The sequence below is a fragment of the Rathayibacter sp. PhB151 genome, from assembly GCF_004366415.1.
GTDB classification, from domain to species: Bacteria; Actinomycetota; Actinomycetes; order Actinomycetales; family Microbacteriaceae; genus Rathayibacter; species Rathayibacter festucae.
On sequence record NZ_SOEN01000006.1, the window covers coordinates 93,504 to 117,163 of the forward strand.

Here is a 23,660-nt window from a genome sequence, read left to right on the forward strand (position 1 = left end):
ACGAAGGAGTCCCCCATGACCACCGACGACACCACCCCCGTCATCCTCGGCGGCGCCCGCACCCCCTTCGCCCGCTTCCAGGGCGTCTTCGCCCCGCTCTCGGCGGTGGAGCTCGGCGCCGCCGCCGTCCGAGCGGCCCTCACCCGCTCCGGAGCCCACCCCTCCGACATCGACGCCGTGATCCTCGGCCAGGTCATCCAGGCCGGTGCCGGCCAGGGCCCCGCCCGCCAGACCGCGATCCGCGCCGGCCTCGGCTGGGACGTCCCCGCCACCACGATCAACAAGCTCTGCCTCTCCGGCCTCACCGCCGTGATCGACGCCGCCCGCCTGATCCGCACCGGCGAGGCGTCGGTCGTCGTCGCCGGCGGCCAGGAGTCGATGACGAACACCCCGCACCTGCTGCTCGGCGCCCGCTCCGGCCTGGGCGTCGGCGCGCGGCCCCTCGAGGACGCGCTCCTGCACGACGGCCTCCTCGACCCCTTCGACGACCGGATGATGGGCCGCGTGACCGACGACGGCAACGCCGAGCGCGGGATCCGCCGCGAGCGCCAGGACGCCTACGCCGCCCTCTCGCACCAGCGCGCGGCCGCGGCCCGCGACTCCGGAGTCCTCGCCGAGGAGATCGTGCCGGTCGAGGTCCCGCAGCGCCGCGGCCCGGACCTCCTGGTGTCCGACGACGACGGCATCCGCCCCGAGACCACCGCCGAGATCCTCGCGGGCCTCCGCCCAGCCTTCAGCCCCGAGGGGACCATCACCGCCGGCAGCTCCTCCCCGATCACCGACGGCGCGGCCGCCCTCGTCGTCGCGAGCAAGGGCTGGGCCCTCTCGCGCGGCCTGCCCTGGCTCGCCGAGATCGCCGAGCACGGCCAGGTCGCCGGCCCCGACAACTCGCTGCACTCGCAGCCGTCCGCCGCGATCCTCCGCGCCCTCGCCCGTCGCGGCGGCACCGTCGCCGACCTCGACCTGATCGAGATCAACGAGGCCTTCGCCTCGGTCGTCCTGCAGTCCGCCGACGACCTCGGCGTGCCGCCCGAGTCCGTCAACCTCGACGGCGGCGCCATCGCCCTCGGCCACCCCGTCGGCGCCTCCGGCGCCCGCCTCGCCCTGCACCTCGCCCTCGCCCTCCGCCGCCGCGGAGGCGGCCTCGGCGTCGCCGCCCTCTGCGGCGGCGGCGGCCAGGGCGAAGCCCTCCTCCTCCGCGCCTAACGCCCCTCCGCGAGATGCCACTTGTGCACGCCTTTCGCGGCGTGTCGCGTGCACAAGTGGCATCTCGCGGAAGGCGCCGTGCGCGGGTGCGACGTCAGCGGGTGCGGAGGACCCTCGGTGCCCGGAGGAGGGCCAGGACCGACAGCGCGAGCGAGAGGCAGTGAGCGCCGAGAAGCGGGCCGCTCATCAGGAAGACGACTCCCGCCATCGGCACCGGCATCCCCCCGACGAGGATGACGAGGCCCACGGCGAGGAAGCAGGCGTGCAGGATCGTGCAGACGACGGAGGTCCGCCACCACGCCGTCCAGCGGGCCAGCAGCGGCGGGAGCGTGACGAGCGCCCACAGCGCAACACTCGGCAGGCCGAACACGGAACCGTCGACGAGGACCGCGATCAGCGCGATCGCGACGAACGGGCTTGCCACGACGGCGGCGACCAGCTGCAGGAGTTTCGACTGCAGAAGCAGGCTCGGACGGAGCGGACGGCGGGCATCGAGGTCGTGCTCGTCGATCGCGGCGCGGGCGATGACGGCGGGATCGCCGAAGGACTCGACGAACCCCTCCTCGTCTCCCGCCCCCGCCGCGTGCTCGGCGGCGTCCTGCAGGAGGCACCGCTGCGAGCGTCGCGGCAGGACGGCGAGCTCGCGTCGCAGCTGCGCGTCGTAAGCGCGCCGACCGGTCTCGGTGGTGTGCGTCGTCGTCATCGGTTCGTCTCCAGGAGGTCGTCAACGGTGCTGCGGAACGGCGCCCATTCCGAGCGGAAATCGTCGAGCCGTGCCCGACCCGCTGGGGCGAGCGAGTAGTAGCGCCGCTGGCGTCCCTCACTCGGGTCGGTGAGCTCGGTCGACACCAGTCCGCTGTCGCGCAGGCGGGAGAGGAGCGGGTAGAGCGTGCCCTCGCCGGCGATCAGGCCTGCGCGGCTGAGGGTGAGGGCGAGCTCGCGCCCGTACTTCGGCTCCCCGGCGATGGCCGCCAGGACGCAGAACTCGAGAACCCCCTTCCGGAGGTTCGCGAGGATCTTCTCGGTGTCGGTCGCCATGCCCGCCATAATGCCTTGCATCACAAGGCCTGGCAATACCCATTCTGCGCTCCTGGTCGATCCCGACGCCAGGCGGGCTCCCGCGAGATGCCACTTGTGCACGCCTTTCGCGGCGTGTCGCGTGCACAAGTGGCATCTCGCGGGGAGGGTCAGCCCGCCCGGCTACGCTCGCGGGATGAGCATCCTCAGCGCGGACGGCCTCGAGTTCGTGACCCAGCGGCACCTGGCCACCCTGTCGACCCCGTGGCAGCAGGGACGCCTGCACGTCGTCGCCGTCGGCTTCACCTACGAGGACGGCGTCGTCCGCGTGATCACCTCGCGCGAGAGCCAGAAGGTGCTCAACGTCCGCCGCGGCGGCACCGCGACCGTGAGCCAGGTCGACGGCATCCGCTGGCTCAGCCTCGGCGGCCCGGCCACTATCGAGGAGGACCCCGAGGCCGTCGCGCACGCCGTCGAGCTCTACTCGCAGCGCTACCGGACGCCCCGCGAGAACCCGCTCCGCGTCGCGATCCGCATCGACGTCGACTTCGCCCTCGCCTCCTCGGGCCTGCGCGCGGACTAGCCCCGTGCACTCCCCCGACGCACTGCGGGCCGACGGCACCGTCTCGTCGCTGCGGACCTACCGCTACGTCCGGGTGTCACTGGTGGCTGCAGTGCTGTTCCTCGGCGTCGGAGTGACGTGGCACCTCGCCGCGCTCGGCCCGCTGCGCTCGATCAGCGCCGCGTACTACACGCCGGTCCGCTCGGTCTTCGTCGGCTCCCTCTTCGCCGTCGCCGTCGGCCTCGTGGTCCTCGCCGGTCGCAGCGTCCGCCGCACGCTGCTCGTGATCGCCGGCTTCACCGCTCCCGTCATCGCCCTGGTGCCCGCACCGATCCCCTCCGACGAGCTGGAGCTGCTGACGGGCACCGGCTGCCCCGCGGGCGTCGCGCGCTGCGTCGCCCCCGGCACGGAGGACGCGATCGCCGTCGGAATGCTCGCCTACCTCGTCGTCGCCGCGGCGGCCCTGATCGCCTCGCTCGCCTTCCTCGCCGTCGACCGCGCGCTCGACCGCGGCGCCTGGCTGCGCGCCGGCGGTGCCGCCGTGCTGCTCACCGCCCTCGCCGTGTTCTCGACCACCCCGGCCTTCGCCGACCTCGGCCACTACGCCGCCGCCGCGCTGTTCTTCCTGCTCATCGCGGCCGTCGCCGGCATCCACGCCCACGCGGTGCGCTCGCAGGGCGTCCGCGGACCGGGCTCGCTCCGCGCCTACTCGCTCGCCTACTCCGCGCTCGCCGTCCTCCTGGCCGCGGTCGACGCCGCCGCGATCGTCCTGCTGCTGACCGGCCGGGCCTCGGCGCTCCTCGGCGAGCAGTGGCTGCTGATCGTCGAGGCCATCGCCCTCGCTCTCTTCACCGCCTTCTGGATCCTGCAGACCGTCGAGAACTGGCGCGACCCGGACGCGGCGGCCCGCTGAGCGACACCACGATCCCAGTGACGGAGCGTCCGATCGCGACGGCGGCTGTGGTGAGCACGACCACCGAGAGGGCTACAAGACTCCTCTCAGCAGTGGTCGAGGACCGATCGATTCGCCAGAGAAGGCTCCGCGACCCTCCGCACCAGCGTCACGAGCCCACACCGACGGGATCGACGCGGCACCTCTGCAGCGCCTCCCGACCCGCGTCCTCCTCGGCGAAGGGGTAGTCGTCACGCGCGACGTCATTCGCGTAGTCGGACGTCGAGTACGACGACGGCACGACTCCGGAGCGGCTCAGGCACTCCACCATCAGCGTGGTCTCGTCAGCTCGATCCGGGTTGCGACGGGTCCAGCTGGAGAGGGCGCCGATCTCGGTCTCGCCCGAGCTGCGGGAACAGCCCTTCACCTCTTCGTCGGCGGCGTCCGCGTCAGTATCCGGAGCGAACGTCAGGTGGAACGACCCGTCGAGCGCGTACTCGTCGATGCCATAGCCGAGATCTGCGACGCACCTGGTGAAGCGGTCGATCATCTCCGCGCGCTCCTGCTCCGAGACCACGCCGTCCTCGATGACGGACCGGGTGAAGTCGTCCGTCGCCCGATCGTAGGCGGCGGCGAACTCCGATGCCCAAGGACCACTGAAAGCAGGCGTGCCGAGAGCCGGTTCGGACTGCCCGTCCGGACCCGCGGCACTCGTGCACGCGGTCAGACCGAGGACAAGCGCGGCACTCAGCGCGACGAGCGTCCTCCCGATCGGCCCGCCGGGCCGGCTCTGCACGGGGTGGGCGGGACTCGCTGTCCGACGCGTCACCGTCCACCGACCCGCTCGAACCGCTCCCGGACCCACCGAGGGTGGACGAGCTCGCGCCAGGCCCAGCCGGCCCATGAGACCTCCGGATCTGGGATCCGCCGCTTCCAGACGGAGGCGGCGTACGCCGTCGCGGCGAGGGTGGTGGCGGTGCCCGCGAGCAGCGCGTTCCCGAGGGCGACGGAGTTCGCGCCGAGCATCGCGAGGAGAACGGCCAGGACGAGGACACCTGCCGCGAGCAGGCCCGGCCGCCGTCGCGGTGCGCGCCCTCCTCCGATCAGCGGCCCCGCGAGGAGACCTCCGACGAGAGCGACGACGGTCACGGCCCGGTCGTCCGATCCGCTCGGCCGCCCGGGCCTCGATGACGCACCTCGACGGAAGGAGTCGGGGACGAGCGAGGCGAACGCGTCGTCGCTTCGGATCCGTCACCGTCACACCAGCGCACCTGCGCCGTCGGCTCGTCTCCACCCATGCCCGCAACCTCCGGAGTGTTCACGTCGCTCCCGCGAACGACTCCCCTGAGTCAATACGAGTATTGCCCTTGGTGGAGCCGCTGGCGCGAGACGCAGCCCGGCCGCGCACCCCCGCACGACTCCCCGGACATGTCGATCACCGCATCCTCGGCCGGCCTCACCCGAGAGTCGGGGAGGGCCGCCCGCTCGAGCGATCCCGTCCCCGAAACGACGGAAGGCCCGCTCTCCCGAGCGGGCCTTCCGTGTGGTGGTGGATCCGAGGGGATTCGAACCCCTGACCTCTTCATTGCGAACGAAGCGCGCTACCAACTGCGCCACGGACCCGTGCCTTCCGAGCCGTCACCGGCCCGAACAACTAGTCCACACTAGCACGTGGCCGAGGGGGCGTCGGAACGCTCAGGCGCCGCGACGGCGCTGCAGGGCCTGGTCGAGGTCGATCGCGTCGACGCCCTCGACGACGCCCATCGAGGCGAAGCGGGACGACGGGCGGGGCGCCTCGGGAACGGGGACCGGGCCGGTCGCGCGGGGCGAGCGGATCGGCGCGACCTCGGGGGCCGAGGCGGCGGCGCGCTGGGCGATCTCGGCGTCCGCGGCGGCGGCGCGGAGGCGCTCCACCGCGTCGATCGAGGCCATCGCGCTGGCCGCGACGGTCCCCCGGGAGAGGTAGAGGGGCTTGGGCAGCGGCTGCGGCGTCCAGCGCGTCTCCTCGGCGGCGGCGGTCTCCTCCTCGGGGGCGGCGACCTCCTCGGCGAGCTCGGCCTCGAAGACCTCGGCGCGGCGGCGGGCCACCTCGGCGGTGCTGGTCGAGACCTGGGCGGGAGTGGCGCTGCGCTGCCGGCCCGGAGCGAGCAGGATCAGGGTGCCCAGACCCGCGGCCAGCAGCAGGACGCCGACGAGCGGAACGACGCCCGCGCCGCCGAAGGGCAGCATGACCAGCCCGACGAGGGCGACGACGAGGCCGATCAGCACCGTCAGCGCCGCGCCCTGACGCCAGCGCATCGCGCCGGGAGCCGTCCGCGTGCTCTGCCGCGTGCTCGCGGCCGCCCGCCGCAGCGCTTCGCGCGCCGCCTTCTCCGCCTGTGCCAGCTCCATCGCCTGTGCCTTCTCTTCGGCTCGTTGTTTGGTCTCGGTCGCCCGGAGGGTGCGCTGCTGCAGCGCGACCTCGCGGGCCGTCGCCTCCGCACGCACGTGCTCGGGCACCTCGGCGGTCTCGGCGAGGATCCGCAGGGTCTGCTGGAGCCTCACCGCGTTGCGCTCGGTCGCGTAGAACGACCGCCGGCGCATCCACGCGGGGATGAGGTAGGCGACCCACAGAACGGCGGCGAGCGCCCAGACGACGCCCCCACCCAGCCAGTCGCTACTCATGCGACCAACGCTAGGAGCACGGGGCGCTCCCGTCCGTCATTACGGGTAGGTGTGTCCGTGCGGATCGCGGATCAATCGGCTCCCCGTCGGGGGGACACCGGCGCCGTCGGGCGGCCCGGAGAGGCCCGATCGGCGGGAGGCGCGCTGGTCGGCGTCGGTCGGCACGCCGACGTCGCTCGGCACCTGGCCCTCGAGGTAGCGGCGCAGGACACCGCGCGGCACCTCCTCCGCCACCAGCGCGAAGCAGAAGTGGTCGCGCCAGTCGCCGTTGATGTGGATGAAGCGGCGGCGCAGGCCCTCGTAGCGGAAGCCGAGCTTCTCGACCACGCGCAGGCTCGGCCGGTTCTCGGGGCGGATGCAGATCTCGATCCGGTGCAGGCCGAGGTCGAAGAAGGCGTGGTCGGTAGCCAGCGCCACCGAGACGGGGGTGATGCCGCGGCCGGCGTAGCGCTCGGAGACCCAGTAGCCGATCGAGCCGGAGGAGAGGGAGCCGTAGCCGATGTTGGAGATGTTGAGCTGGCCGGCCAGCTCGCCGTCCCAGTCGATCAGGAACGGCACGCCGCCGCCGGCACGCGCGTTCTGCTGCAGCGAGCGGATGCTGGCCCGGACGTCGAAGGCGGCACCGCCGCGGGGGTCGGACGCCTCCCACTGCCGCAGCCAGGCGCGGTTCGCGATCAGCTCGCGCTCGAGGGGGCGGGCGTCCCGGACCCGGACCGGGCGGATGGTGACACGACCCTCGGTGAGCGTCGGTATCGGCAGCGGCATGTGCTGACCCTACTGCGCGGTCGCGACGGTCGAAGGGGGTGGACCGGAGCGCCGGGACGCGGCAGGGGCCGGAGCAGCGGGGGCCCGCCGCCCGCATGCTGGTCGAGTAGCCCCGGAAGGGGCGTATCGAGACCCGCGTCCGCCAGAAGGGCCGGTCTGCAGGCTCGACTGCCGCGACGGTGGATCTCGATTCGCCCGCTGCGCGGGCTACTCGATCAGCATGGCGAGGACGCCCGCGAGGCGGGCTACTCGATCAGCATGCGGAGGGCCGCGAAGCGTGCCGCTCGAAGCGCAGCGCCCGCCCCGCGGGCTCCTCGCTCAGAGGCCCGCGACGAAGTCCTTCAGCCAGGGCTTGAGGTCGACGCCGAGGTCCTCGCGGTCGGAGGCGAGCTGCACGATGGCCTTGATGTAGTCGAGCTTGTCGCCGGTGTCGTAGCGGCGACCGCGGAAGACGACGCCGTAGACGCCGCCGAACTCCGCCGGGTCCTGCGCCATGCGCTCGAGGGCGTCGGTCAGCTGGATCTCGCCGCCCTTGCCGGGCGCGGTGTGCTCGAGCACGCCGAAGACGTCGGGCTTGAGGACGTAGCGGCCGATGATCGCGAGGTTCGAGGGCGCGTCCTCCTTGGAGGGCTTCTCGACGAGGCCGGTGATGCGCACCACGTCGTCCTCGTCGGTCGTCTCGACCCCGGCGCAGCCGTAGAGGTGGATCTGGTCGGGGTCGACCTCGAGGAGCGCGACGACCGTGGTGTCGCGCTGCTCCGCCACGTCGATCATGCGGGTGAGGAGCGGGTCGCGCGCGTCGATCAGGTCGTCACCGAGGAGGACGGCGAACGGCTCGTCGCCGACGTGGCGCTGCGCGCGCGAGACGGCGTGGCCGAGACCCTTCGGCTCACCCTGGCGGACGAAGTGCACGTCGGCGAGGTCGCTCGCGTACTGCACGTGCGCCAGCTTGGCGTCGTCCAGCTTCTTGGCGAGGTTCTGCTCGAGCTCGGGGACCGAGTCGAAGTGGTTGGCGAGCGCGTTCTTGTTGCGCCCGATGATGACGAGGACGTCCTGGAGTCCGGCGTCCGCGGCCTCCTCGACCACGTACTGGATCGCCGGCTTGTCGACGACGGGCAGCATCTCCTTGGGGATGGCCTTGGTCGCCGGCAGGAAGCGGGTGCCGAGACCGGCGGCGGGGATGACGGCTTTGCGGATTCGAGTGCCCATGGGGCGCCATACTAGCGGCGGCCGTGGTCGGGCACGTTTCGGCCCGGAGAGGGGCTTGACCGCCGTGTACCCCGCTCGTGGACAGAGCCACCGCAGGACTCCTCACGATCGCGATGCTGCACTTCTCGCGACCGTCATCCGTCCTCGTCAGGATCGCCGTCCCGGCCGCGAAAGCCGTCCGACACCCCGGATCTAGACTGGGGCCCATGCCAGCCGACATCACCCACGAGAAGCGGGCGCTGCGCGCCGAGCTCCGTGAGCGCCGACGCACGCAGACCGCGACCGCCCGCGAGCAGGCCACCCTGCACCTCACCGAGCACCTCGAGGAGCTGGCGACCCGGGTCGGCGCGCGATCGATCGCCTGCTACCTCTCGGCGCCGGACGAGCCGAGCACCCGCCCGTTCCTCGGCTGGGCCGAGAGCCGCGGGATCCGCGTCCTCTTCCCCATCTCCCGCCAGGACGGCCTGCTCGACTGGGCGGTCGGCGACGGCCACACCGAGACCCAGGGCCTCTTCGGAATGCCGGAGCCGGTCGGGCAGCTGCTCGGCCCGATCGCGATCAACGACGTCGACCTGATCATCGTCCCCGCCGCCACCGTCGACCGCTCGGGCATGCGGATGGGCTGGGGCCGCGGCTACTTCGACAAGACGCTCGGCTCGATGGAGAAGTGCCCGCCGGTCTACGCCGTGGTCTTCGACAGCGAGTTCGTCGAGCACGTGCCCAGCGAGGTGCACGACCAGGCGGTCGACGGCGTCGTCACCCCCTCGGGCATCGTCGACATCCCGCGCTGACCCGCTCCCCTCTTCCCCCACTCCCCCGCCGCCACCCGCCTCAGGAGCACCAGTGCCCACCTACTCCTACCGCTGCACCCAGTGCGGCAACGCCTTCGACATCCAGCAGAAGTTCACCGACGACACCCTCACGGAGTGCCCGAGCTGCCAGGGCGCGCTGCGCAAGGTCTTCAGTGCTGTCGGCGTGACCTTCAACGGGTCGGGCTTCTACCGGACCGACTCGCGCGCTTCGGGGTCCGGGTCCGGCTCCGGCTCGAAGGAGTCGAAGGGCGAGTCGGGCGGCGGGTCGTCCACTCCCGCCTCGACCGGCTCGGGCTCCGGCGGATCGTCCTCGGGCGGCTCCGGCTCGTCGTCGGGCTCCTCGGGGTCGGGATCCTCCGGCTCCGGCTCCTCGTCCTCGGGATCCGGCTCCGGCTCCGGCTCCTCGGGCTCCTCCTCCTCCAAGCCCTCGTCCTCCGGGTCGGGCTCCTCCTCGTCCTCCTAGGGCCGCCGCTCCCCCGGGAGCGACCCCGCCTCCGCGCACCTCACTCCGCCCGCCCGAAGAAACGGAACAGATCATGATCAACGGCTTCAAAGAGTTCATCCTCCGCGGCAACGTCATCGACCTGGCGGTCGCCGTGGTCATCGGTGCCGCGTTCACCACGATCGTCAACGCGATAGTGACGGGCATCTTCAACCCGCTCATCGGCGTGCTTTTCGACGCGTCCTCGCTCGAGGGCATCGGCTGGACCCTCCGCGCCGGAGAGAACGGCGAGCCCGACACCGTCCTGGCCTGGGGCGCCGTCCTCTCCGCCCTGATCCAGTTCGTGATCGTCGCGTTCGTGCTCTACTTCGCGTTCGTCCTGCCGATCAACCACCTCAAGAACGCCGCGTTCAAGAAGAAGATGGACGACGCCCCGGCCGCCGAGGACAAGGCGCCCACCGAGCTCGAGCTCCTCGCCGACATCCGCGACCTGCTCGCCAACGGCGGCACCGCGACCACCGCGAACTCCGGCAAGCACGTCGACTGACCAGTGTTGACGGCGGAGGGGGCGGCGATCGCGAGGTCGCCGCCCCCTCACCGCGTCCGGCGATGTCCCCGGAGCGCACTCCCGCGGCGTCCGCCGTGTCAATTCTTGTTAACGGTAACAAAGTGCTCGCGTGTCGCCCTCGCGAGCCTTTAGTGTGTGGTTCCTCACCACCCGTGCGACGGAGCACCGGCACCCTCACCCTCGAGGGCCCGCGGCCTCGTCGCCCTCTCGACGACGAGGAATCCTGCATGAGACGATCACGATCGACGTTGCGGACCGCTCTGGCGACCACGACGATCGCAGCCACCGCGCTGCTCGGAGCCGCCCTCCCGGTCTCCGCCTCCGGAGCGACGGCCCAGCCGCTGCTCCACTACAGCTTCGACACCGCGCCCACCGGCACGACCGTCGCCGACACCAGCGGCAACGGCTACAACGGCACCCTGCGCGGCAGCGGCGCCACGGTCGCCGCGGGCGCGCTCAGCCTGCCGGGCGGCTCGGCCGCCGCAGCCCCCTACGTCGACATCCCGACGACGGGCCTGGTCGGCAAGAAGGACCTCACGGTCTCCACCTGGCTGTCCAACCGGACCGGACCCGCGAACACCGCGGCCGCGTTCCTCGGCGCCCCGGTCGCGGCCGGCGCCTCCTACTCCTCCGGCTACTACCTGCTCAACCCGACGAACCCGGCGGGCTTCGTCAAGTCGGTCGTCACGAACGCGACGAACGCCGGCGCCCCGTGGGGCACCGAGGTCGGCCCCGGCTCGACGAACGCCGCCACGACCGGCCTGCGCACCCCCGCCGGCTACTCGCTGTACACGACGGTCATCGACGGCACGAACGGGACGCTCTCCGTCTACGTCAACGGCACCCGGATCGGACAGAACCCGATCGCGCGCAACGTCTCGTCCTTCGGAACCTCGCTGGTCGGCTACCTCGGCCGCTCGACCTACAACGACGCCGGCTGGAACGGCCTCGTCGACGACTTCGCGGTCTACGACAGCGCGCTCACCGCGGACGCCGTCACCGCGCTGTACTCGTCGCAGGCGATCGACCGCGCCGTCGCCTCCGTCAGCATCCCGACGACCGCGACGGCCGACTTCGCGCTGCCCACCAGCAGCGCCGGCGTCGCCGTGACCTGGCGCTCGAGCAGCGCGGCCATCGCCGTCTCCGGAGGCAGCGCCGTCGTCACGCGACCGGCCGCCGGCTCCCCCGACGCCGCCGTGACGCTCACCGCCACCTTCACCTCCGGCAGCGACACGCGCACCGTCGACTACCCGGTGCTCGTCACCGCGCAGCTCGCCGACGCCGACAAGGTCCAGCGCGATCTCGACGCCGTGACCGTCGCCCAGGCCGGCGACGTCCGCACCAACATCTCGGTGCCGTCCCGCGGCGCCCTCGGCTCGGCCATCGCCTGGAGCGTCGTCGGCTCGACCGCCGCGACGATCCGCGACGGCAGCACCGCCGACAGCCGCACCATCGTCGTCGAGCGCCCCGCCGCGGGCAGCCCGGCCGTCGATGTGACGGTCCGCGCGACCGCCACCAGCGGATCGGTGACGCGCACCCGCGACTTCACCCTCCGCCTCCAGCCGCTGCCCACCGGCAAGGACGACACCGAGGCCTACGTCTGGGCCTTCTTCACCGGGGAGGGTGCGGGCGCCGAGCGCGTCAGCCTCGCCGCCTCGAAGGGGAACGACGCCCTCGACTGGAACACGCTGAACGGCGGACAGCCCGTCTTCACCTCGGACCAGGGCACCAAGGGTCTGCGCGACCCGTTCATCCTCCGCTCGCACGAGGGCGACAAGTTCTTCATGCTCGCGACGGACCTGAAGATCGACGGCCTGGCCGGCGGCTTCGACACCGCGCAGAAGTCGGGCTCGAAGTACATCGAGGTCTGGGAGTCGACCGACCTGGTGAACTGGTCGGCTCAGCGCCACGTGAAGGTCTCGACCGACTTCGCCGGCAACACCTGGGCCCCCGAGGCGTACTGGGACGACGAGCTCGACACCTACGTCGTCTTCTGGGCCTCGAACATGTACCCGACGACGAACGCGGCCGACCGCACCGCCGTCACCTACAACCAGATGATGTACGCGACCACCGACGACTTCGTCACCTTCTCGGAGGCGAAGCCGTGGATCGACGTCCAGCGCGGCACCGGCCGCGGCACGATCGACTCGACCATCGCGAAGGACGGCGACACCTACTACCGCTTCACCAAGGACGAGGCGTCGATGACGCTGCGCGAGGAGAAGAGCACCGATCTGCTCGCCACGGTCAGCGGCTCGCTGCCCGGCACCACCGGACCGGCGGACGAATGGACGCTGGTCAAGGAGCGCGTCGCCTCCGGCCTGCCCAACGGCGAGCCGAACGGCACCTTCACCAGCGGTGAGGGCCCGAACGTCTTCCCCGCGAACGAGGGCGACGTGAACGGTCTCGACTGGTTCCTCTTCATCGACCAGCCGGACTACCACGCGGGACCGAACCACTACATCCCGTTCGGCACCGACGACCTGGGCGCCGACGCCTGGCAGCCGCTCGGAGCGAAGCTGCGGGAGAACCTGCCGCAGAACTCCGACGGCGGCAAGCCCCGCCACGGCACGGTCATCCCGGTGACCCGCGCCGAGTACCAGCGGATGCTCGAGGCGTACGCCCCGGCGATCGCCGTCGCCTCGGTCGCTCCGATCGCGGTCTCGACCGCGGCCGGCGTCGCCCCGGTGCTGCCCAGCGCGGAGCTCACGACGGCCGACGGCGCGAAGCGCACCGTCGCCGTCACCTGGGACGCCGTCGCTCCCGCCTCCTACACCGCCGCCGGCACCTTCACGGTGCGGGGAGTCGCGCAGGACGACTCGCGGATGCCGGTGACCGCCACGGTCACCGTGCAGTCGTCGCTGAAGCTGACGGCCGCGGCGACCACCCGCTGCGTCGCCGGCAAGGTGGTGCTGACGGTCGTCGCGACCAACGGCGACACCGTTCCGATGGACGTCACCGTCACCTCGACGGCGGGCACGAAGTCCTTCGCCGGCGTCAAGGCGGGCTCGAACGCCTCCGCCGCCTTCACCGTCCGGGCCGCCCAGCTCGCGGCCGGCGAGGCGACGGTCACGGCGACCGCCTCCGTCGGTGGCAAGACCGTCACCTCGACGGTCAAGGCCCCCTACGCGGCCCGCACCTGTGGCTGACCCGCTACCGCGACGACGACGGCCCATCGTGCTCCGGCACGGTGGGCCGCCGTCGTCCGCGGCCTGCGAGATGCCACTTGTGCGCGCGACACGCCGTCAAAAGCGTGCACAAGTGGCATCTCGCGGGAGGGGTCAGTAGTGCGGGGGGACGTCCTGGCGGAGGCGGGCGTCGTTCGGGCCCGTGTCGGGGCGCGCGGGCGCGGCGTCCGGGTCGGGGATCACGGCGTCGTGGGGGGACGGGTCGGTGCCCGGCTTCGCGGGGAGGGTCGCCCGCCGGCCGCCGCGCGAGCGCCGGAGCGGTCGGTCGGCGCCGGCGGGCGCGGCGGCCCGGGAGTCCTCGGGCACGCTCAGTCGGCGGGCAGGGGCGTGATCGGCTGCGTCTCGTTCGACGCCGGGGCGGTGTCCTCGACGATCGGCGCGCCGGCGCCCACCGGCACCTCGATCGGACCGGTCGACGTCTCGTCCTGCGGGGCGCCGATCAGCCCGGCGACCCGCGCGGCCACGGCCTCGGGGTCGGCGAACAGCTCGAAGTTGTGCACGCGGAGGTAGTGCCAGCCGAGGCGGCGCAGCAGCTCCGGTCGCAGCCGCAGCGAGACCCGGAGGCTCTGCGTGCTGACGTCGCGGTCGGTCTCGACGACGACGGCGCGGGTGCCGTGCGCCGCGACCAGTGCGAGCTTGCCCTTGTGGCCGATGTTGACGCGCAGTCCGCGGCGCTCGAGGCGCGCGGCCAGGTCGACCAGCATCGGCTCCGAGTAGTCGTCGCGGTCGCTCGGCTGGACGCGGTCCTCCGCCTCCTGGAGCACCTGGGCGAGCGCGACCATGCCGTAGCGCATCCGCGACTCGTCGATGTCGCCCGGGCGGAAGCAGGAGACGATGTCCATCGACCGGCGGGCGCGGGTCATGCCGACGGCGAGCAGGCGCTCTCCGCCCGGCTCGGCCAGCGCGCCGAAGTTGGAGAGCAGGCGCCCGTGCGGGGTGCGGCCGTAGCCGATCGAGAAGATCACCCGGTCGCGGCTCTGCGCCACCGACTGCTCGAGCGTCACCACCGCGAACGGCTCGGGCCGGTCGCCGAGGATGAAGTCGTTGAGGTCGGCGCGCTTCGCGAACGCGGTGAGCACGGCCTGCTGCACCCGGACGGCGTGCCGCGGGCTCGCGGTGATCACCATCAGTGACTCGCGCGGACGGATGACCGCGTGCTCGAGCACCAGCTCGACCACCTTCGCGACCTCGGCGTCGACGGACTCGACCGCTCCGGAGTCGTTCTCCGGCATGCCGTGACCGCTGGCGATGTAGTGGAAGCGGAGCGAGTCGTGCCCGAGGAACGAGCCGGCCCACGGGAGCGAGTCGATCCGGCCGCCGTAGAAGCGGCGGTTCACCAGCTCGGCGAGATCCTCGCCGCCCGCGCGGTAGCTGCGGGTGAGGGTGACGGTGTTCAGCAGCTCGCCGAGGCGGGCCAGCGCCGACTGCGCGTGCAGGGCCTCGACGTCGGTGCGCGAGGCGGCGCTGCCGAACTCGACGGTCTCGTCGACGCGCAGCGAGAACGGCGTCGGCGTCTGCGTCACCGGGTCGCCGAACGCGACGACCTGCTTGGCGCGGCGGATCGCTCCGACGTTCTCGGCGAGGGTCGTGGCGCCGGCGTCGACGAGGAAGACCGCGTCGAAGGTGGTCTCCGTGCCGATGCGGTGGACCTCGTAGGGCGAGGCGAGCCAGGCCGGAGCGAGCACGCGGGAGAGGTGCGGCGCGGCCTTCTGCAGCTCCTGCGGCGTGGTCGACGCCTCGGAGCGCAGCAGCGCGCGCAGAGCGTCGCGCTCGAGCTGCCAGTCGACGAGCCCGATCTTCCAGGTCTCCGAGAGCTTCCAGGCCAGCAGCTCGGCGCTGGAGGCGGCGTGCGCCTCGTCCACGAGCTTGAAGTCCGCCTCGAGCCGGTCGAGCACGCTGGTGTTGCCACCGAGCAGGGCGCGCTCGTCGGTCAGCATGATCTCGAGCGCCGAGCGCCACCAGGCGAGGTCGAGCTCGATCGCGACCAGCTCGGCCGGCACGTGACGGCGCGAGAGATCGGTCAGCAGCGGGTCCAGGCCCCACTCGCGCAGCGTCGAGAGCAGCGTCGTGCGCTCCTGCAGGTTGGCGAGCACCTCGCTGTCCTCGGCGAGGCCGGAGACCATCGAGACGAGCTCGGCGAGCGGGAGGGACGCCAGCGGCGTGCTGCTCCCGCGACGGCCGAGCGGCTCGTCGAGCCGGCCGAGCTGGTCGGACACCTGCTGGAAGGCGACCTGCACGTCGGCGACGCCGACCGGCACCTCGGGGACCGTGCCCGCGACGGCGTAGCGCTGCCAGAGCGTGCGCTGCTGCTGCACGCGGCGCAGCGACGCGTTGAGGTCGGTGACGTGCGCGCCGGGCCGCATGTACTCGCGGGCGAGCTTCTTCAGGCGGCGGCGGTTGGTCGAGGACATCTCGGCGGCCTCGCGGCGCGGCGAGGTGGCGACGATGAGGTCCTGGATCGAGCGGTCGAAGACGGCCGGCTGGAACTTGTCGAGCGTCTCGCGGACGTCCTGCAGCAGGCGCAGGTAGATGCCGAGCTCGGCGACCGACTCGAACGGGCGCATGCGTGTCTGCGCGATGACGTCCTGGGCGCGGTCGAGCAGGCGCGGCAGGTCGCGCAGGTGCAGTCGCTTGGCCAGCTCGTGCGCGGCCTCCGCGTCGGCGGTCGAGTCGAACTGCGCGCCGTACCAGGGCGAGTCGCCCGGTCCGTAGCGGAACTCGCCGAGACGGGCCGACTCGATCAGCATCCGGGTCGCCTCGGGACGGCTGTGCGCGAGGGCGGTGACGGCGCGGCGGTCGAGGCGGGCGGCGGTGGACGGGGGCGTGCGCAGCTGCGAGAGGCGCGCCAGCTCCTCGAGGGCCTGCAGCGCGGAGACGCCGAAGCTGGGGTCGCGGCGCGAGAGGGCGCCGCGGTAGTCGAGCAGCACCTTGCGCAGGCGCAGCAGCGCGTCGTCGATCTCGCTGACGGAGGGGCGTGCGGCCTTCTCGTTGCGGCCGATCGACTGGATCAGGTCGCGGCGGAGCGTGCGCGGGCTGACGGCGATGCCGCCGAGGCCGGCGGACAGCAGCCGCTGGTGGATGCTGTCGAGGCTCGAGCGGCGGGCACCGACGACAAGGACGCGCTTGTGCTGCGCGGCGAGCGCGCCGATCGCGTTGACGATCGTCTGCGTGCCGCCGGTGCCGGGGAGGGTCTTCACGACGAGCGAGTTGCCGGCCGCGATGTTCGCGATGACCTGCTCCTGCTCGGCATCGGCGTCGAGGAGGAGGTTGTCGGTCGCCGGCGGACGCTCGTCCTGCGGGATGATCGACGCCACCTTCTGCGACTGCTGCAGCGCGCGCTTGGCGGCCGGGTTGCCGGCGACCGCGTCCAGGACGGGGTGCTCGAGCATCCGGGCGTCGCGGAGCATGTCGCCGGCGACGTCGGCGAAGCTCGAGACCACCAGGCGCGGGTGCACGGCGAACCAGGGCAGGTGCGAGGTGAGTCCGCGCAGCTGGTCGATGACCGGCTGCGGCTTGAAGACGCCGCTCTGCACCGCGAGCTCGACGAACTGCTCGGGGTCGATCGTGATGCCGAACTGCTGCTTGAGCGCGCGGGCGAGCTGCGGGTTGAAGTAGGGCTGGCCCTTGAGCTTGAGCTCGAAGTCGCGGCCGTAGCGGCGGATCGCGAGCGGGCGCAGGAGGACGGGGGCGGTGAACTCCGTCTCGCCGGCGCGCCACTGGGCGAGGCCGATCGCGAGGTGCACGCCCTCGATGCCGCGGACCGAGCGCAGCTCGATCCCCTTGTCGGTGATGGCGGCGGCGGCGTTCTTCGCGGTGCGCAGCGCCAGCTCGTCGCGGATGAGGGAGGAGAGCAGGGTCGTCTTGCCCGAGATGAACGGGGGCAGCCCGCCCGGGTGCGTGGTGGACAGCTCGATGCGGGTGCGCGGGGAGTCGACGAAGTGCAGGAGCGGCGAGGGGCCGCCGACCTTGGCGAGCTCCTCCCGCCAGGACTGCCAGACCGGGTCGGCCGCGTTGCCGCCCTGGTAGCCGGCCTCGCCGCTCGTCACCTGGACGGGCGTGGTGGCGTTGGAGGGGAGCTGGAGGGCGGACGCCTCGCGCGGGTCACCGGACTCGGGGGAGGTCGCCACCGGTCCGGCTCCTGGGAAATCGTCGACACGTTGCACACGGACACCCTAAGCCGGGGATCTGCGAAAGGCCGTAGCGACGCGGACCGGCCGGACGACCGAGGCGTCACCCGCGTCTGGGGGTCGTGCAGATCGGTCAGGCCGCGGCGCGGGCGAGCCCCTCGTCGCCGGGTCGCGCTCCGCGATCGGGCCAGACTCCGAGCGGGGGCACGCTCTCGACGCGGCGCTCGCCGTCCACGACGACGACGCGGCTCTCGACGCGGTCGTGCCCGCCGGCGACGGCCACGGCGATCATGACGGCCTCGGCGTGGTCGCGGGTCAGGTGGCCGAACGCCGCGCGCAGGTCGACCGGGCGGCCGGTGGCGAGCGACAGCGCGATCCGGGCGACCGCCTCCTCGGAGAGGTCGAGCAGGTGCGCGCCGCGCTCGAGGACCGCCAGGTCGACCGCCGATCCCGCTGCGCTCTCACGGACCCACGGCAGTCCCGGGCGGGCGCAGCCGGCGCGCAGGAGCAGCTCCTGCGCGAGGGCGACGGCGGGGGTCGCGGTGGACGGGACGGCGGGCGCGGCGGTCACGAGGCGGCTCCGGTCGGCGCGGACGGCCCGCGGCGGCTCGTGCGGCGGGCGGCGCGGACCGCCACCGACGTCACGGCCGTGAGGACGCAGATCAGCCCGACCAGCGCCGGCGCGAGCCAGCCGAGCACGCCCGCCCGCTCGACGGCGGGCCCGACGTACGACCACTGGGTGAGGCCGTGGACGAAGAGGGCGAAGAAGCCGAGGGTGATCCCGGTCAGCGCGGTGACGAGGTCGGCCGGGCGGAGGACCTCGTCGTCGTCGTCGGTGAACGCGGCGGGAGGCGCGGCGGCGGCCGGGTCGGTGGCCGGCAGCGCGAGGGTGCCGGTGGACGGAGTGGACATGGAACCGATGGAACCAGGCGACGGCCGTCTCCGGCGTCCTCCGCTGGCATGATGGCGCGCGCCGTTCGGTTCACGTCGCGCGGCGTCGCCCGAGCGAGGACTGGAAGCGCAGGAGGTAGCCGTCGGGATCGGTGACGAGGACCTGGCGGACGCCCGCCTCCTCCTCCCCCGCGCGGTACCAGCGGGTCTCGGCAGGGGTGAACAGGGGCACTCCTGCCGCGTCGAGGGCCGCCGCGACGGCGTCGGCGTCGTCGACGCGGATCTGGAGGTTCGCGCCGCGGCCGAGCGGGCGCTCCAGTGGCGCGGTGATCCAGTCGCGGGTGCTGCCGATCCGGTCGAGCATGACGTGGGCGCCGCCGCGGACGAGGTACGCGAAGCCCTCCTCCGGCCGCGCGTAGCGGACCGCGAAGCCGCAGGGGCCGCACCAGAAGGCGAGGCTGCGCTCGAGGTCCTCGACGAGGAGCTCGGGGACGAGGTCGGGCTCGACGGCGGAGTCTGGCTCGGCGGCGGGATCGGCGGCGGTCACGGCGCCATGCTGCCACGGACCCGCCGCGCATCGAGGGCCGGGCTAGGGTCGACGGCATGGGGGCCGGGAGCACGGATGTCGGGGACGACGGAGATCACGAGCGCGCCGCGCAGGCGACCGGTGAGCGACCGTCAGGGGAGCCGGAGCGCGCAGGATCCCGCACGACGTCCGACGGGCCCCCGCGCTTCCCGCTCAGCCTGGTGGTCGTCGTCCCGGTCGGGATGCTGGTGCTCGGCGGCCTCTTCGGGAGCGTCCTCGCCCTGAGCGTTCCGTGGCTGCCGATCGCACTGACGCGGGCGGGACTGCCCTACGCCGTCCTCGCGCTGATCGTCGCCGTCGTGCTCCGCCTCCGCGCCGTGCGCGCCGTGCGGGCGGACCGGTCGGAGCCGCTCGACCCGGTGATCGCCTCCGGCCGCAGCCTCTCCCAGCGGGCGACCCGGGCCACCGCCGCCACCCTGCTCGCGATCTGGCTGATCGTCGCCACGGCGTTCGCGCTGCAGACCGAGCCGGGGCTCTTCGTCCTCGCCGGCGGGCCGGTCATCATCGGGGCGCTGCTGTCGATCGTCGCGAACGTACCCCTGCTCTACTCCCCGCGGATCGCCCGCTCCGAGGTGGCCGTGGTGCTCGCGCACGCGGACGGCCGGCGGCGGATCCTCGCGAACTGGATCCTCGCGCCGCTCTCCTGGTTCGCCTACGCGATCCCGGTGCAGCTCCTCGGCCTCTGGAACGTCTAGCGCGCCTCGGCGGTCTCGGGCGCGGTCTTCGTGCGGCCCGGCAGCAGCAGCAGGCCCGAGACGCCGACGACGATCAGCAGGATCGCTGCGACGGTGACGAAGGCGGACAGCGCGAGCACCGGCATGATGACCGTGAGCAGGCCGGCGATCACCGAGGCGATGCCCGCGGCGATCGGCAGCCAGGCCGGCCCGGCGACGGTGCGGCCGCTGGTGATGCTCGAGACGCCGTCGAGGATCCAGCCCAGGCCGATCACGAGGCCGAGGATGCTCAGCGACTCGAACGGGTTCGACAGGCAGAGGATGCCGGCGACCAGGATCAGCGCGCCGAGCAGGCCCGCCAGCCAGCGCACCCGGTTCTGCAGCCGCGTGGCGGTGAAGGCCAGCAGGAGCCGGAAGACGCCGGCGGCGATCAGGTGGATGCCGAAGACGATCGCGACGGTGAGCAGGGTCGGTCCGGGGATCAGCACCGCGATCACGCCGAGGGCGATCGCGATCAGCGAGACGCCGATGATCCAGCTGCGCTCGACGGCGGTGCGGGAGAGAGCGGGAGACGGAGTCGCGGCGGCGTTCTCGGCAGTGTTCTCGGGCATGGCGTTCCTTCTCGTCGGGGGCTGACCCCTCGAACGCTAGGGCACATCCGCGGTGCGGACAGCGGGACACGGGGGCGGTCGCGCCGGGTCGGCGCGCCCGGTACTCTCCGGCTCCGGCCGCCCGGGTCAGTGCCGGCGGCGGGCCCCGGTGCCGCGGGCGGCGCGGTGCCGGCGGATGCTGCGGACGACGAGCAGCAGCACGACCACGCCGATCGCGCCGTAGATGATCGCGTCGAGCACGCCCGCGTACTGGTCGACGAGCTCGTACTGCGTGCCGAGCGCGGCGCCGAGGCCGATCAGCAGGCCGTTCCAGACGCCGGAGCCGAGGATCGTCAGCCCGGAGAACAGCAGCAGGTTCATCCGCTCGGCGCCCGCGGGCAGCGAGATCAGACTCCTTACCCCGGGGATGAGCCGGCCGAAGAGGACGGCCCAGGTGCCGTGCCGGCGGAACCAGCCGACGGCCTTCTCGAAGTCCTCGCGGTCGACCAGCGGCAGCTTGGAGAGCAGGCGGATCGAGCGCTCGGTGCCGATGCGGTAGCCGAGCCAGTAGAGGATCAGCCCGCCGAGGTAGGCGCCGAGGGTCGCGGTGATCACGACCAGCACCAGGTTCATCCGCCCCTGCTGAGCGAGGAAGCCCGCCAGCGGCAGCACCAGCTCGCTCGGGATCGGCGGGAAGACCGTCTCGATCAGCGTCAGCAGACCGACGCCGACCTCGCCGAGTGCCGCGATCACGCGGGCGGCGACGCCGACGAGACCGGAGAGCTCGTCGATGCTGTCGGTGGAGGAGGCCGCCGTCACGGAGGCAGGGGCGAGGGCGAGGGTCGCGATCGTCATGACTGAGAAGCTACTCAGTCCCGGGGGTCCGCACCTGGGAGATCGGGGTCGGCGCCGGACCCCGCGTCAGGGGCTGCCGGTGAGGACGACCTGCTCGGAGCCCTGCAGGCGCACCTCGACCGAGGCGATCTCGGCCAGCGGCAGACCGGTCGAGAGGCTCGGCTCCACCGTCGAGCCGGGTTTGCTCGTCCACGAGCCGATCGGCTCCGTGGAGCCGGCCGTGTCGGTGACGTACATCACGTAGCCGACGGACGCGGAGCCGTCGGAGGCGGTCCCGGCACCTGCGCTCTCCCAGCTGCAGTCCATGTCGATCCGGGTGCCCCACGCCTCCGGCACGAAGCGGACCGACGCCTCGACCGGGACGCCCGGAGCCGCGGCGAGCGCCACCGTGTTCTCGACCACCGTGGGCGGGGCGCCGACCACGAGCGGGAGGGCGATCGCGGCGGCCGCGGAGACCCCGGCGGCGGCGAGCACGAGGCCGGCGATGCGGAAGCGGGTGCGGCGGCGGAGCGCGTCGGTCGCCCGGGCGAGGTGCGCGAGCAGGGCGGGCGGGGCGGACTCCTCGACGCGCTGCTCCGTCTCGAGCAGCGCGAGCCCCTCCTCCTGCGGCAGGTGCGCGAGCAGGCCGGGGATCGCGACGAACTCGCCCAGCGCCTCGCGGCAGCCGGGGCAGCCCCGAAGGTGCTGCTCGTAGGCGCGGCGGTCGGCGGGCGAGAGCGCGCCGAGGAGGTACGCCGCGTCCCAGTCGCGGAAGGCGTCGTCGCGGAAGGCGTCGTCGCGGAAGGCGTCGTCGCTCTGCTGCTCGGTGCTCACGGTTCGGTCACGCCTTTCTCCTGGAGGGTGAGCTTCAGCGCCCGCATCCCGTAGTGCATCCGCGACTTCACCGTTCCGGGCGCGATGCCCAGCAGCTCGGCGATCTCGCCGACCGTGCGCCCGCCGTAGTAGGCGTGCACGATCACCGCGCGGTGGTCGTGGCTCAGGGTGCTCAGCGCCTCCGAGAGCAGCCAGGCGTCCAGCACCTGGTCGGTGCGGTCGCCGTGCGCGCGCTCGGGCACCTCGTCGGTGCCGAACTCGCGGTTGTGCCGGGCGCTGCGGCGGTCGTCGATGACGATGTTGCGGGCCACGGTGTAGAGCCAGGAGCGGGCCGCGGCCTCGCCCTGGGCCAGGATCTCCGGGTGCTTCCAGGCGCGCAGCAGCGCCTCCTGCACCACGTCCTCCGCCAGCTGGCGGTCGCCCGTGAGCCGGAGGACGAAGCGCCACAGCGCCGCCGAGTGCTCGTCGTGCAGGGCACGCAGCATCTCGGCCTGATCCTCGGACATCTCCACCTCTCCTCCTTCAACGTAGAGGGGCGGCGTCCGGTTCACTCCCGCCCTCGGTTCGCGTGGGGCCCCGCACTCTGGTACTCCGGAGCGGTGACCTTCCCCGATGCCGCCGACGCCGCCCGTGTCCGCACCTTCCTCCGCGACCAGCGCGCGCGCATCCTCGACGACGTCCGCCACCTCGTGATGATGGAGAGCCCGAGCGACTCGCTCGAGGCGCTCGACGAGCTGCACGCTTTCCTCGTGCACTGGGTCGGCGAGCGGCTCGGCCACGCGGGCGAGCTCGAGCACCTCCGCGAGCAGGACTGCCCGAGCGCGTCGAGCTGGACGTTCCCGGGCAGCGCCCCGGGGCGCGGACCGCGAGGGTCCCGCCCGTTCGTGGCGCTGGTGGGGCACTACGACACCGTCTGGCCGCTGGGCACCACCCGCGGCTGGCCGTTCGCGATCGACGGCGACCGCCTCAGCGGCCCGGGCAGCTACGACATGAAGGTCGGCCTCGTGCAGATGGTCTGGCTGGTGCTGGCGCTGCGGCACGCCCGACTCGCGCACCCGGCCGTGCGGCTGGTGATGAACGGCGACGAGGAGGTCGGCAGCCTCACCTCGCGCAGCTTCCTCGAGCATCAGAGCCGCGGGGCGGAGGCGGCGCTCGTCTTCGAGGGGGCGATCGGCACCGCGGTGAAGACCGCGCGCAAGGGCATCGGCAACTTCGTGGTGGACATCGTCGGAGTCGAGGCGCACGCGGGCGTCGAGCCGGAGAAGGGGGCGAGCGCGATCCACGAGCTCGGCGCGCTGATCCCGCGCGTGCTCGGCATCGCCCGGCCCGAGGCGGGGACGACCGTCAACATCGGCGTGGTCAAGGGCGGCAGCCGGGTGAACGTCACGACCGCGAAGGTGCGGCTCGAGCTCGAGGTGCGGATCCGCGGCGCGGCCGAGGCGGCGCGCGTGGAGGCCGAGATGAACGCGCTCGAGGCGTCGGACCCGCGGATCCGGATCGAGGTCCGCGGCTCGTGGCAGCGGCCCGTCTTCGAGCGGACGGCCGCCGTCGGCGCGCTCTACCGCCGGGCGGAGCGGGTCGCGAAGACGATGGACCTGCCGCTGACCGAGACGGCGGTGGGCGGCGCCAGCGACGGCAATCTGATCGCCGCGCTCGGGATCCCCGTCCTCGACGGGCTCGGCGCCCCTGGCGAGGGCGCGCACGCTCGCGGAGAATCGGTGAGCATCGAGGGGATGCTCGAGCGGACCGCGCTCGCGGCACTGCTGGTGGCGAGCTTCGCCGCGGAGGGAGACTGA

Annotated in this window: 25 protein-coding genes and 1 tRNA gene; 9 read left to right on the forward strand and 17 right to left on the reverse strand. The window is 73.0% G+C overall.

The genetic code is table 11. The features are described 5' to 3' along the window. The first annotated feature begins 15 nt into the window (after window positions 1–15). Window positions 16–1,206, forward strand: a complete 1,191-nt coding sequence (locus tag EDF35_RS00995) for an acetyl-CoA C-acyltransferase (RefSeq protein WP_133960491.1) — start codon at window positions 16–18, stop codon at window positions 1,204–1,206. 94 nt (window positions 1,207–1,300) lie between these two features. Here EDF35_RS00995 and EDF35_RS01000 read toward each other — a convergent pair whose 3' ends face one another. Together EDF35_RS01000 and EDF35_RS01005 are read right to left on the reverse strand one after the other, a co-directional pair. Then, window positions 1,301–1,909, reverse strand: a complete 609-nt coding sequence (locus EDF35_RS01000) for a hypothetical protein (protein WP_133960492.1) — start codon at window positions 1,907–1,909, stop codon at window positions 1,301–1,303. Then, window positions 1,906–2,244 carry a PadR family transcriptional regulator gene (locus EDF35_RS01005; RefSeq protein WP_123702495.1) on the reverse strand — a complete coding sequence of 113 codons (339 nt, stop codon included), beginning with the start codon at window positions 2,242–2,244 and terminating at the stop codon, window positions 1,906–1,908. Before EDF35_RS01005 ends, EDF35_RS01000 begins: the two co-directional genes overlap by 4 nt. Window positions 2,245–2,419: 175 nt before the next feature. On the opposite strand from EDF35_RS01005, the gene EDF35_RS01010 reads away from it, so the two are divergent. Together EDF35_RS01010 and EDF35_RS01015 are read left to right on the forward strand one after the other, a co-directional pair. Continuing rightward, window positions 2,420–2,806, forward strand: coding sequence for a pyridoxamine 5'-phosphate oxidase family protein (locus tag EDF35_RS01010; RefSeq protein WP_133960493.1), 387 nt, complete (start codon window positions 2,420–2,422; stop codon window positions 2,804–2,806). Window positions 2,807–2,810: 4 nt separating this feature from the next. Next, window positions 2,811–3,698: a hypothetical protein gene (locus EDF35_RS01015; RefSeq protein ID WP_133960494.1), complete on the forward strand. Its 888-nt coding sequence runs from the start codon at window positions 2,811–2,813 to the stop codon at window positions 3,696–3,698. A 148-nt stretch (window positions 3,699–3,846) separates the two neighbouring features. Here the strand turns inward: EDF35_RS01015 and EDF35_RS01020 are convergent, their stop codons facing one another. The 6 genes from EDF35_RS01020 to galU form a co-directional block, all read right to left on the reverse strand. Further along, window positions 3,847–4,227 carry a hypothetical protein gene (locus tag EDF35_RS01020; protein ID WP_133960495.1) on the reverse strand — a complete coding sequence of 127 codons (381 nt, stop codon included), beginning with the start codon at window positions 4,225–4,227 and terminating at the stop codon, window positions 3,847–3,849. Between the two features lie 275 nt (window positions 4,228–4,502). Continuing rightward, window positions 4,503–4,826: a hypothetical protein gene (locus EDF35_RS01025; protein WP_133960496.1), complete on the reverse strand. Its 324-nt coding sequence runs from the start codon at window positions 4,824–4,826 to the stop codon at window positions 4,503–4,505. Window positions 4,827–5,224: 398 nt separating this feature from the next. After that, a tRNA-Ala gene (locus EDF35_RS01030) sits at window positions 5,225–5,300 on the reverse strand. 72 nt (window positions 5,301–5,372) lie between these two features. Continuing rightward, window positions 5,373–6,341: a hypothetical protein gene (locus EDF35_RS01035; protein WP_133960497.1), complete on the reverse strand. Its 969-nt coding sequence runs from the start codon at window positions 6,339–6,341 to the stop codon at window positions 5,373–5,375. Between the two features lie 39 nt (window positions 6,342–6,380). Then, a complete protein-coding gene (locus EDF35_RS01040; protein ID WP_133960498.1) occupies window positions 6,381–7,106 on the reverse strand; it encodes a GNAT family protein in 726 nt (241 codons plus the stop codon). A 318-nt stretch (window positions 7,107–7,424) separates the two neighbouring features. Further along, window positions 7,425–8,315: a UTP--glucose-1-phosphate uridylyltransferase GalU gene (gene galU, locus EDF35_RS01045; RefSeq protein WP_133960499.1), complete on the reverse strand. Its 891-nt coding sequence runs from the start codon at window positions 8,313–8,315 to the stop codon at window positions 7,425–7,427. Between the two features lie 206 nt (window positions 8,316–8,521). On the opposite strand from galU, the gene EDF35_RS01050 reads away from it, so the two are divergent. The 4 genes from EDF35_RS01050 (at window position 8,522) to EDF35_RS01065 (ending at window position 13,289) form a co-directional block, all read left to right on the forward strand. Then, window positions 8,522–9,106, forward strand: coding sequence for a 5-formyltetrahydrofolate cyclo-ligase (locus EDF35_RS01050; RefSeq protein WP_123445234.1), 585 nt, complete (start codon window positions 8,522–8,524; stop codon window positions 9,104–9,106). 52 nt (window positions 9,107–9,158) lie between these two features. Continuing rightward, window positions 9,159–9,590, forward strand: a complete 432-nt coding sequence (locus tag EDF35_RS01055) for an FmdB family zinc ribbon protein (RefSeq protein ID WP_133960500.1) — start codon at window positions 9,159–9,161, stop codon at window positions 9,588–9,590. 73 nt (window positions 9,591–9,663) lie between these two features. After that, window positions 9,664–10,116: a large conductance mechanosensitive channel protein MscL gene (mscL, locus tag EDF35_RS01060; protein ID WP_208322993.1), complete on the forward strand. Its 453-nt coding sequence runs from the start codon at window positions 9,664–9,666 to the stop codon at window positions 10,114–10,116. A 248-nt stretch (window positions 10,117–10,364) separates the two neighbouring features. Continuing rightward, window positions 10,365–13,289 carry an immunoglobulin-like domain-containing protein gene (locus EDF35_RS01065; RefSeq protein ID WP_166673977.1) on the forward strand — a complete coding sequence of 975 codons (2,925 nt, stop codon included), beginning with the start codon at window positions 10,365–10,367 and terminating at the stop codon, window positions 13,287–13,289. Between the two features lie 132 nt (window positions 13,290–13,421). On the opposite strand, the gene EDF35_RS01070 is transcribed toward EDF35_RS01065, so the two are convergent. The 5 genes from EDF35_RS01070 to EDF35_RS01090 form a co-directional block, all read right to left on the reverse strand. Beyond that, window positions 13,422–13,634 (reverse strand): hypothetical protein, encoded by a 213-nt coding sequence (locus tag EDF35_RS01070; RefSeq protein WP_133960502.1) that lies wholly within the window; start codon window positions 13,632–13,634, stop codon window positions 13,422–13,424. A 2-nt stretch (window positions 13,635–13,636) separates the two neighbouring features. After that, window positions 13,637–17,374, reverse strand: coding sequence for an AAA family ATPase (locus tag EDF35_RS01075; RefSeq protein ID WP_243599271.1), 3,738 nt, complete (start codon window positions 17,372–17,374; stop codon window positions 13,637–13,639). Window positions 17,375–17,588: 214 nt separating this feature from the next. Beyond that, window positions 17,589–18,026: a hypothetical protein gene (locus EDF35_RS01080; protein WP_133960503.1), complete on the reverse strand. Its 438-nt coding sequence runs from the start codon at window positions 18,024–18,026 to the stop codon at window positions 17,589–17,591. Then, a complete protein-coding gene (locus EDF35_RS01085; RefSeq protein WP_133960504.1) occupies window positions 18,023–18,367 on the reverse strand; it encodes a hypothetical protein in 345 nt (114 codons plus the stop codon). Before EDF35_RS01085 ends, EDF35_RS01080 begins: the two co-directional genes overlap by 4 nt. Before the next feature lie 70 nt (window positions 18,368–18,437). Next, window positions 18,438–18,893: a VOC family protein gene (locus EDF35_RS01090; RefSeq protein WP_123733853.1), complete on the reverse strand. Its 456-nt coding sequence runs from the start codon at window positions 18,891–18,893 to the stop codon at window positions 18,438–18,440. A 56-nt stretch (window positions 18,894–18,949) separates the two neighbouring features. Here EDF35_RS01090 and EDF35_RS01095 point away from each other — a divergent pair, with 56 nt between their 5' ends. Then, window positions 18,950–19,627, forward strand: coding sequence for a hypothetical protein (locus EDF35_RS01095; protein WP_133960505.1), 678 nt, complete (start codon window positions 18,950–18,952; stop codon window positions 19,625–19,627). On the opposite strand, the gene EDF35_RS01100 is transcribed toward EDF35_RS01095, so the two are convergent. The 4 genes from EDF35_RS01100 to EDF35_RS01115 all read right to left on the reverse strand — a co-directional run bounded on the left by EDF35_RS01100 (window position 19,624) and on the right by EDF35_RS01115 (window position 22,370). After that, window positions 19,624–20,217, reverse strand: a complete 594-nt coding sequence (locus EDF35_RS01100) for a DUF308 domain-containing protein (protein WP_133960506.1) — start codon at window positions 20,215–20,217, stop codon at window positions 19,624–19,626. The genes EDF35_RS01095 and EDF35_RS01100 overlap by 4 nt on opposite strands. Window positions 20,218–20,343: 126 nt before the next feature. Further along, complete coding sequence (locus EDF35_RS01105) at window positions 20,344–21,051, reverse strand: DedA family protein (RefSeq protein WP_133960507.1); 708 nt, start codon at window positions 21,049–21,051, stop codon at window positions 20,344–20,346. A gap of 66 nt (window positions 21,052–21,117) precedes the next feature. Then, window positions 21,118–21,864, reverse strand: coding sequence for a zf-HC2 domain-containing protein (locus tag EDF35_RS01110; RefSeq protein ID WP_133960508.1), 747 nt, complete (start codon window positions 21,862–21,864; stop codon window positions 21,118–21,120). Next, a complete protein-coding gene (locus EDF35_RS01115) occupies window positions 21,861–22,370 on the reverse strand; it encodes a sigma-70 family RNA polymerase sigma factor (protein WP_133960509.1) in 510 nt (169 codons plus the stop codon). The genes EDF35_RS01110 and EDF35_RS01115 overlap by 4 nt, the downstream gene beginning before the upstream one ends. A gap of 93 nt (window positions 22,371–22,463) precedes the next feature. Here EDF35_RS01115 and EDF35_RS01120 point away from each other — a divergent pair, with 93 nt between their 5' ends. After that, window positions 22,464–23,660 (forward strand): M20/M25/M40 family metallo-hydrolase, encoded by a 1,197-nt coding sequence (locus EDF35_RS01120; protein WP_208322994.1) that lies wholly within the window; start codon window positions 22,464–22,466, stop codon window positions 23,658–23,660.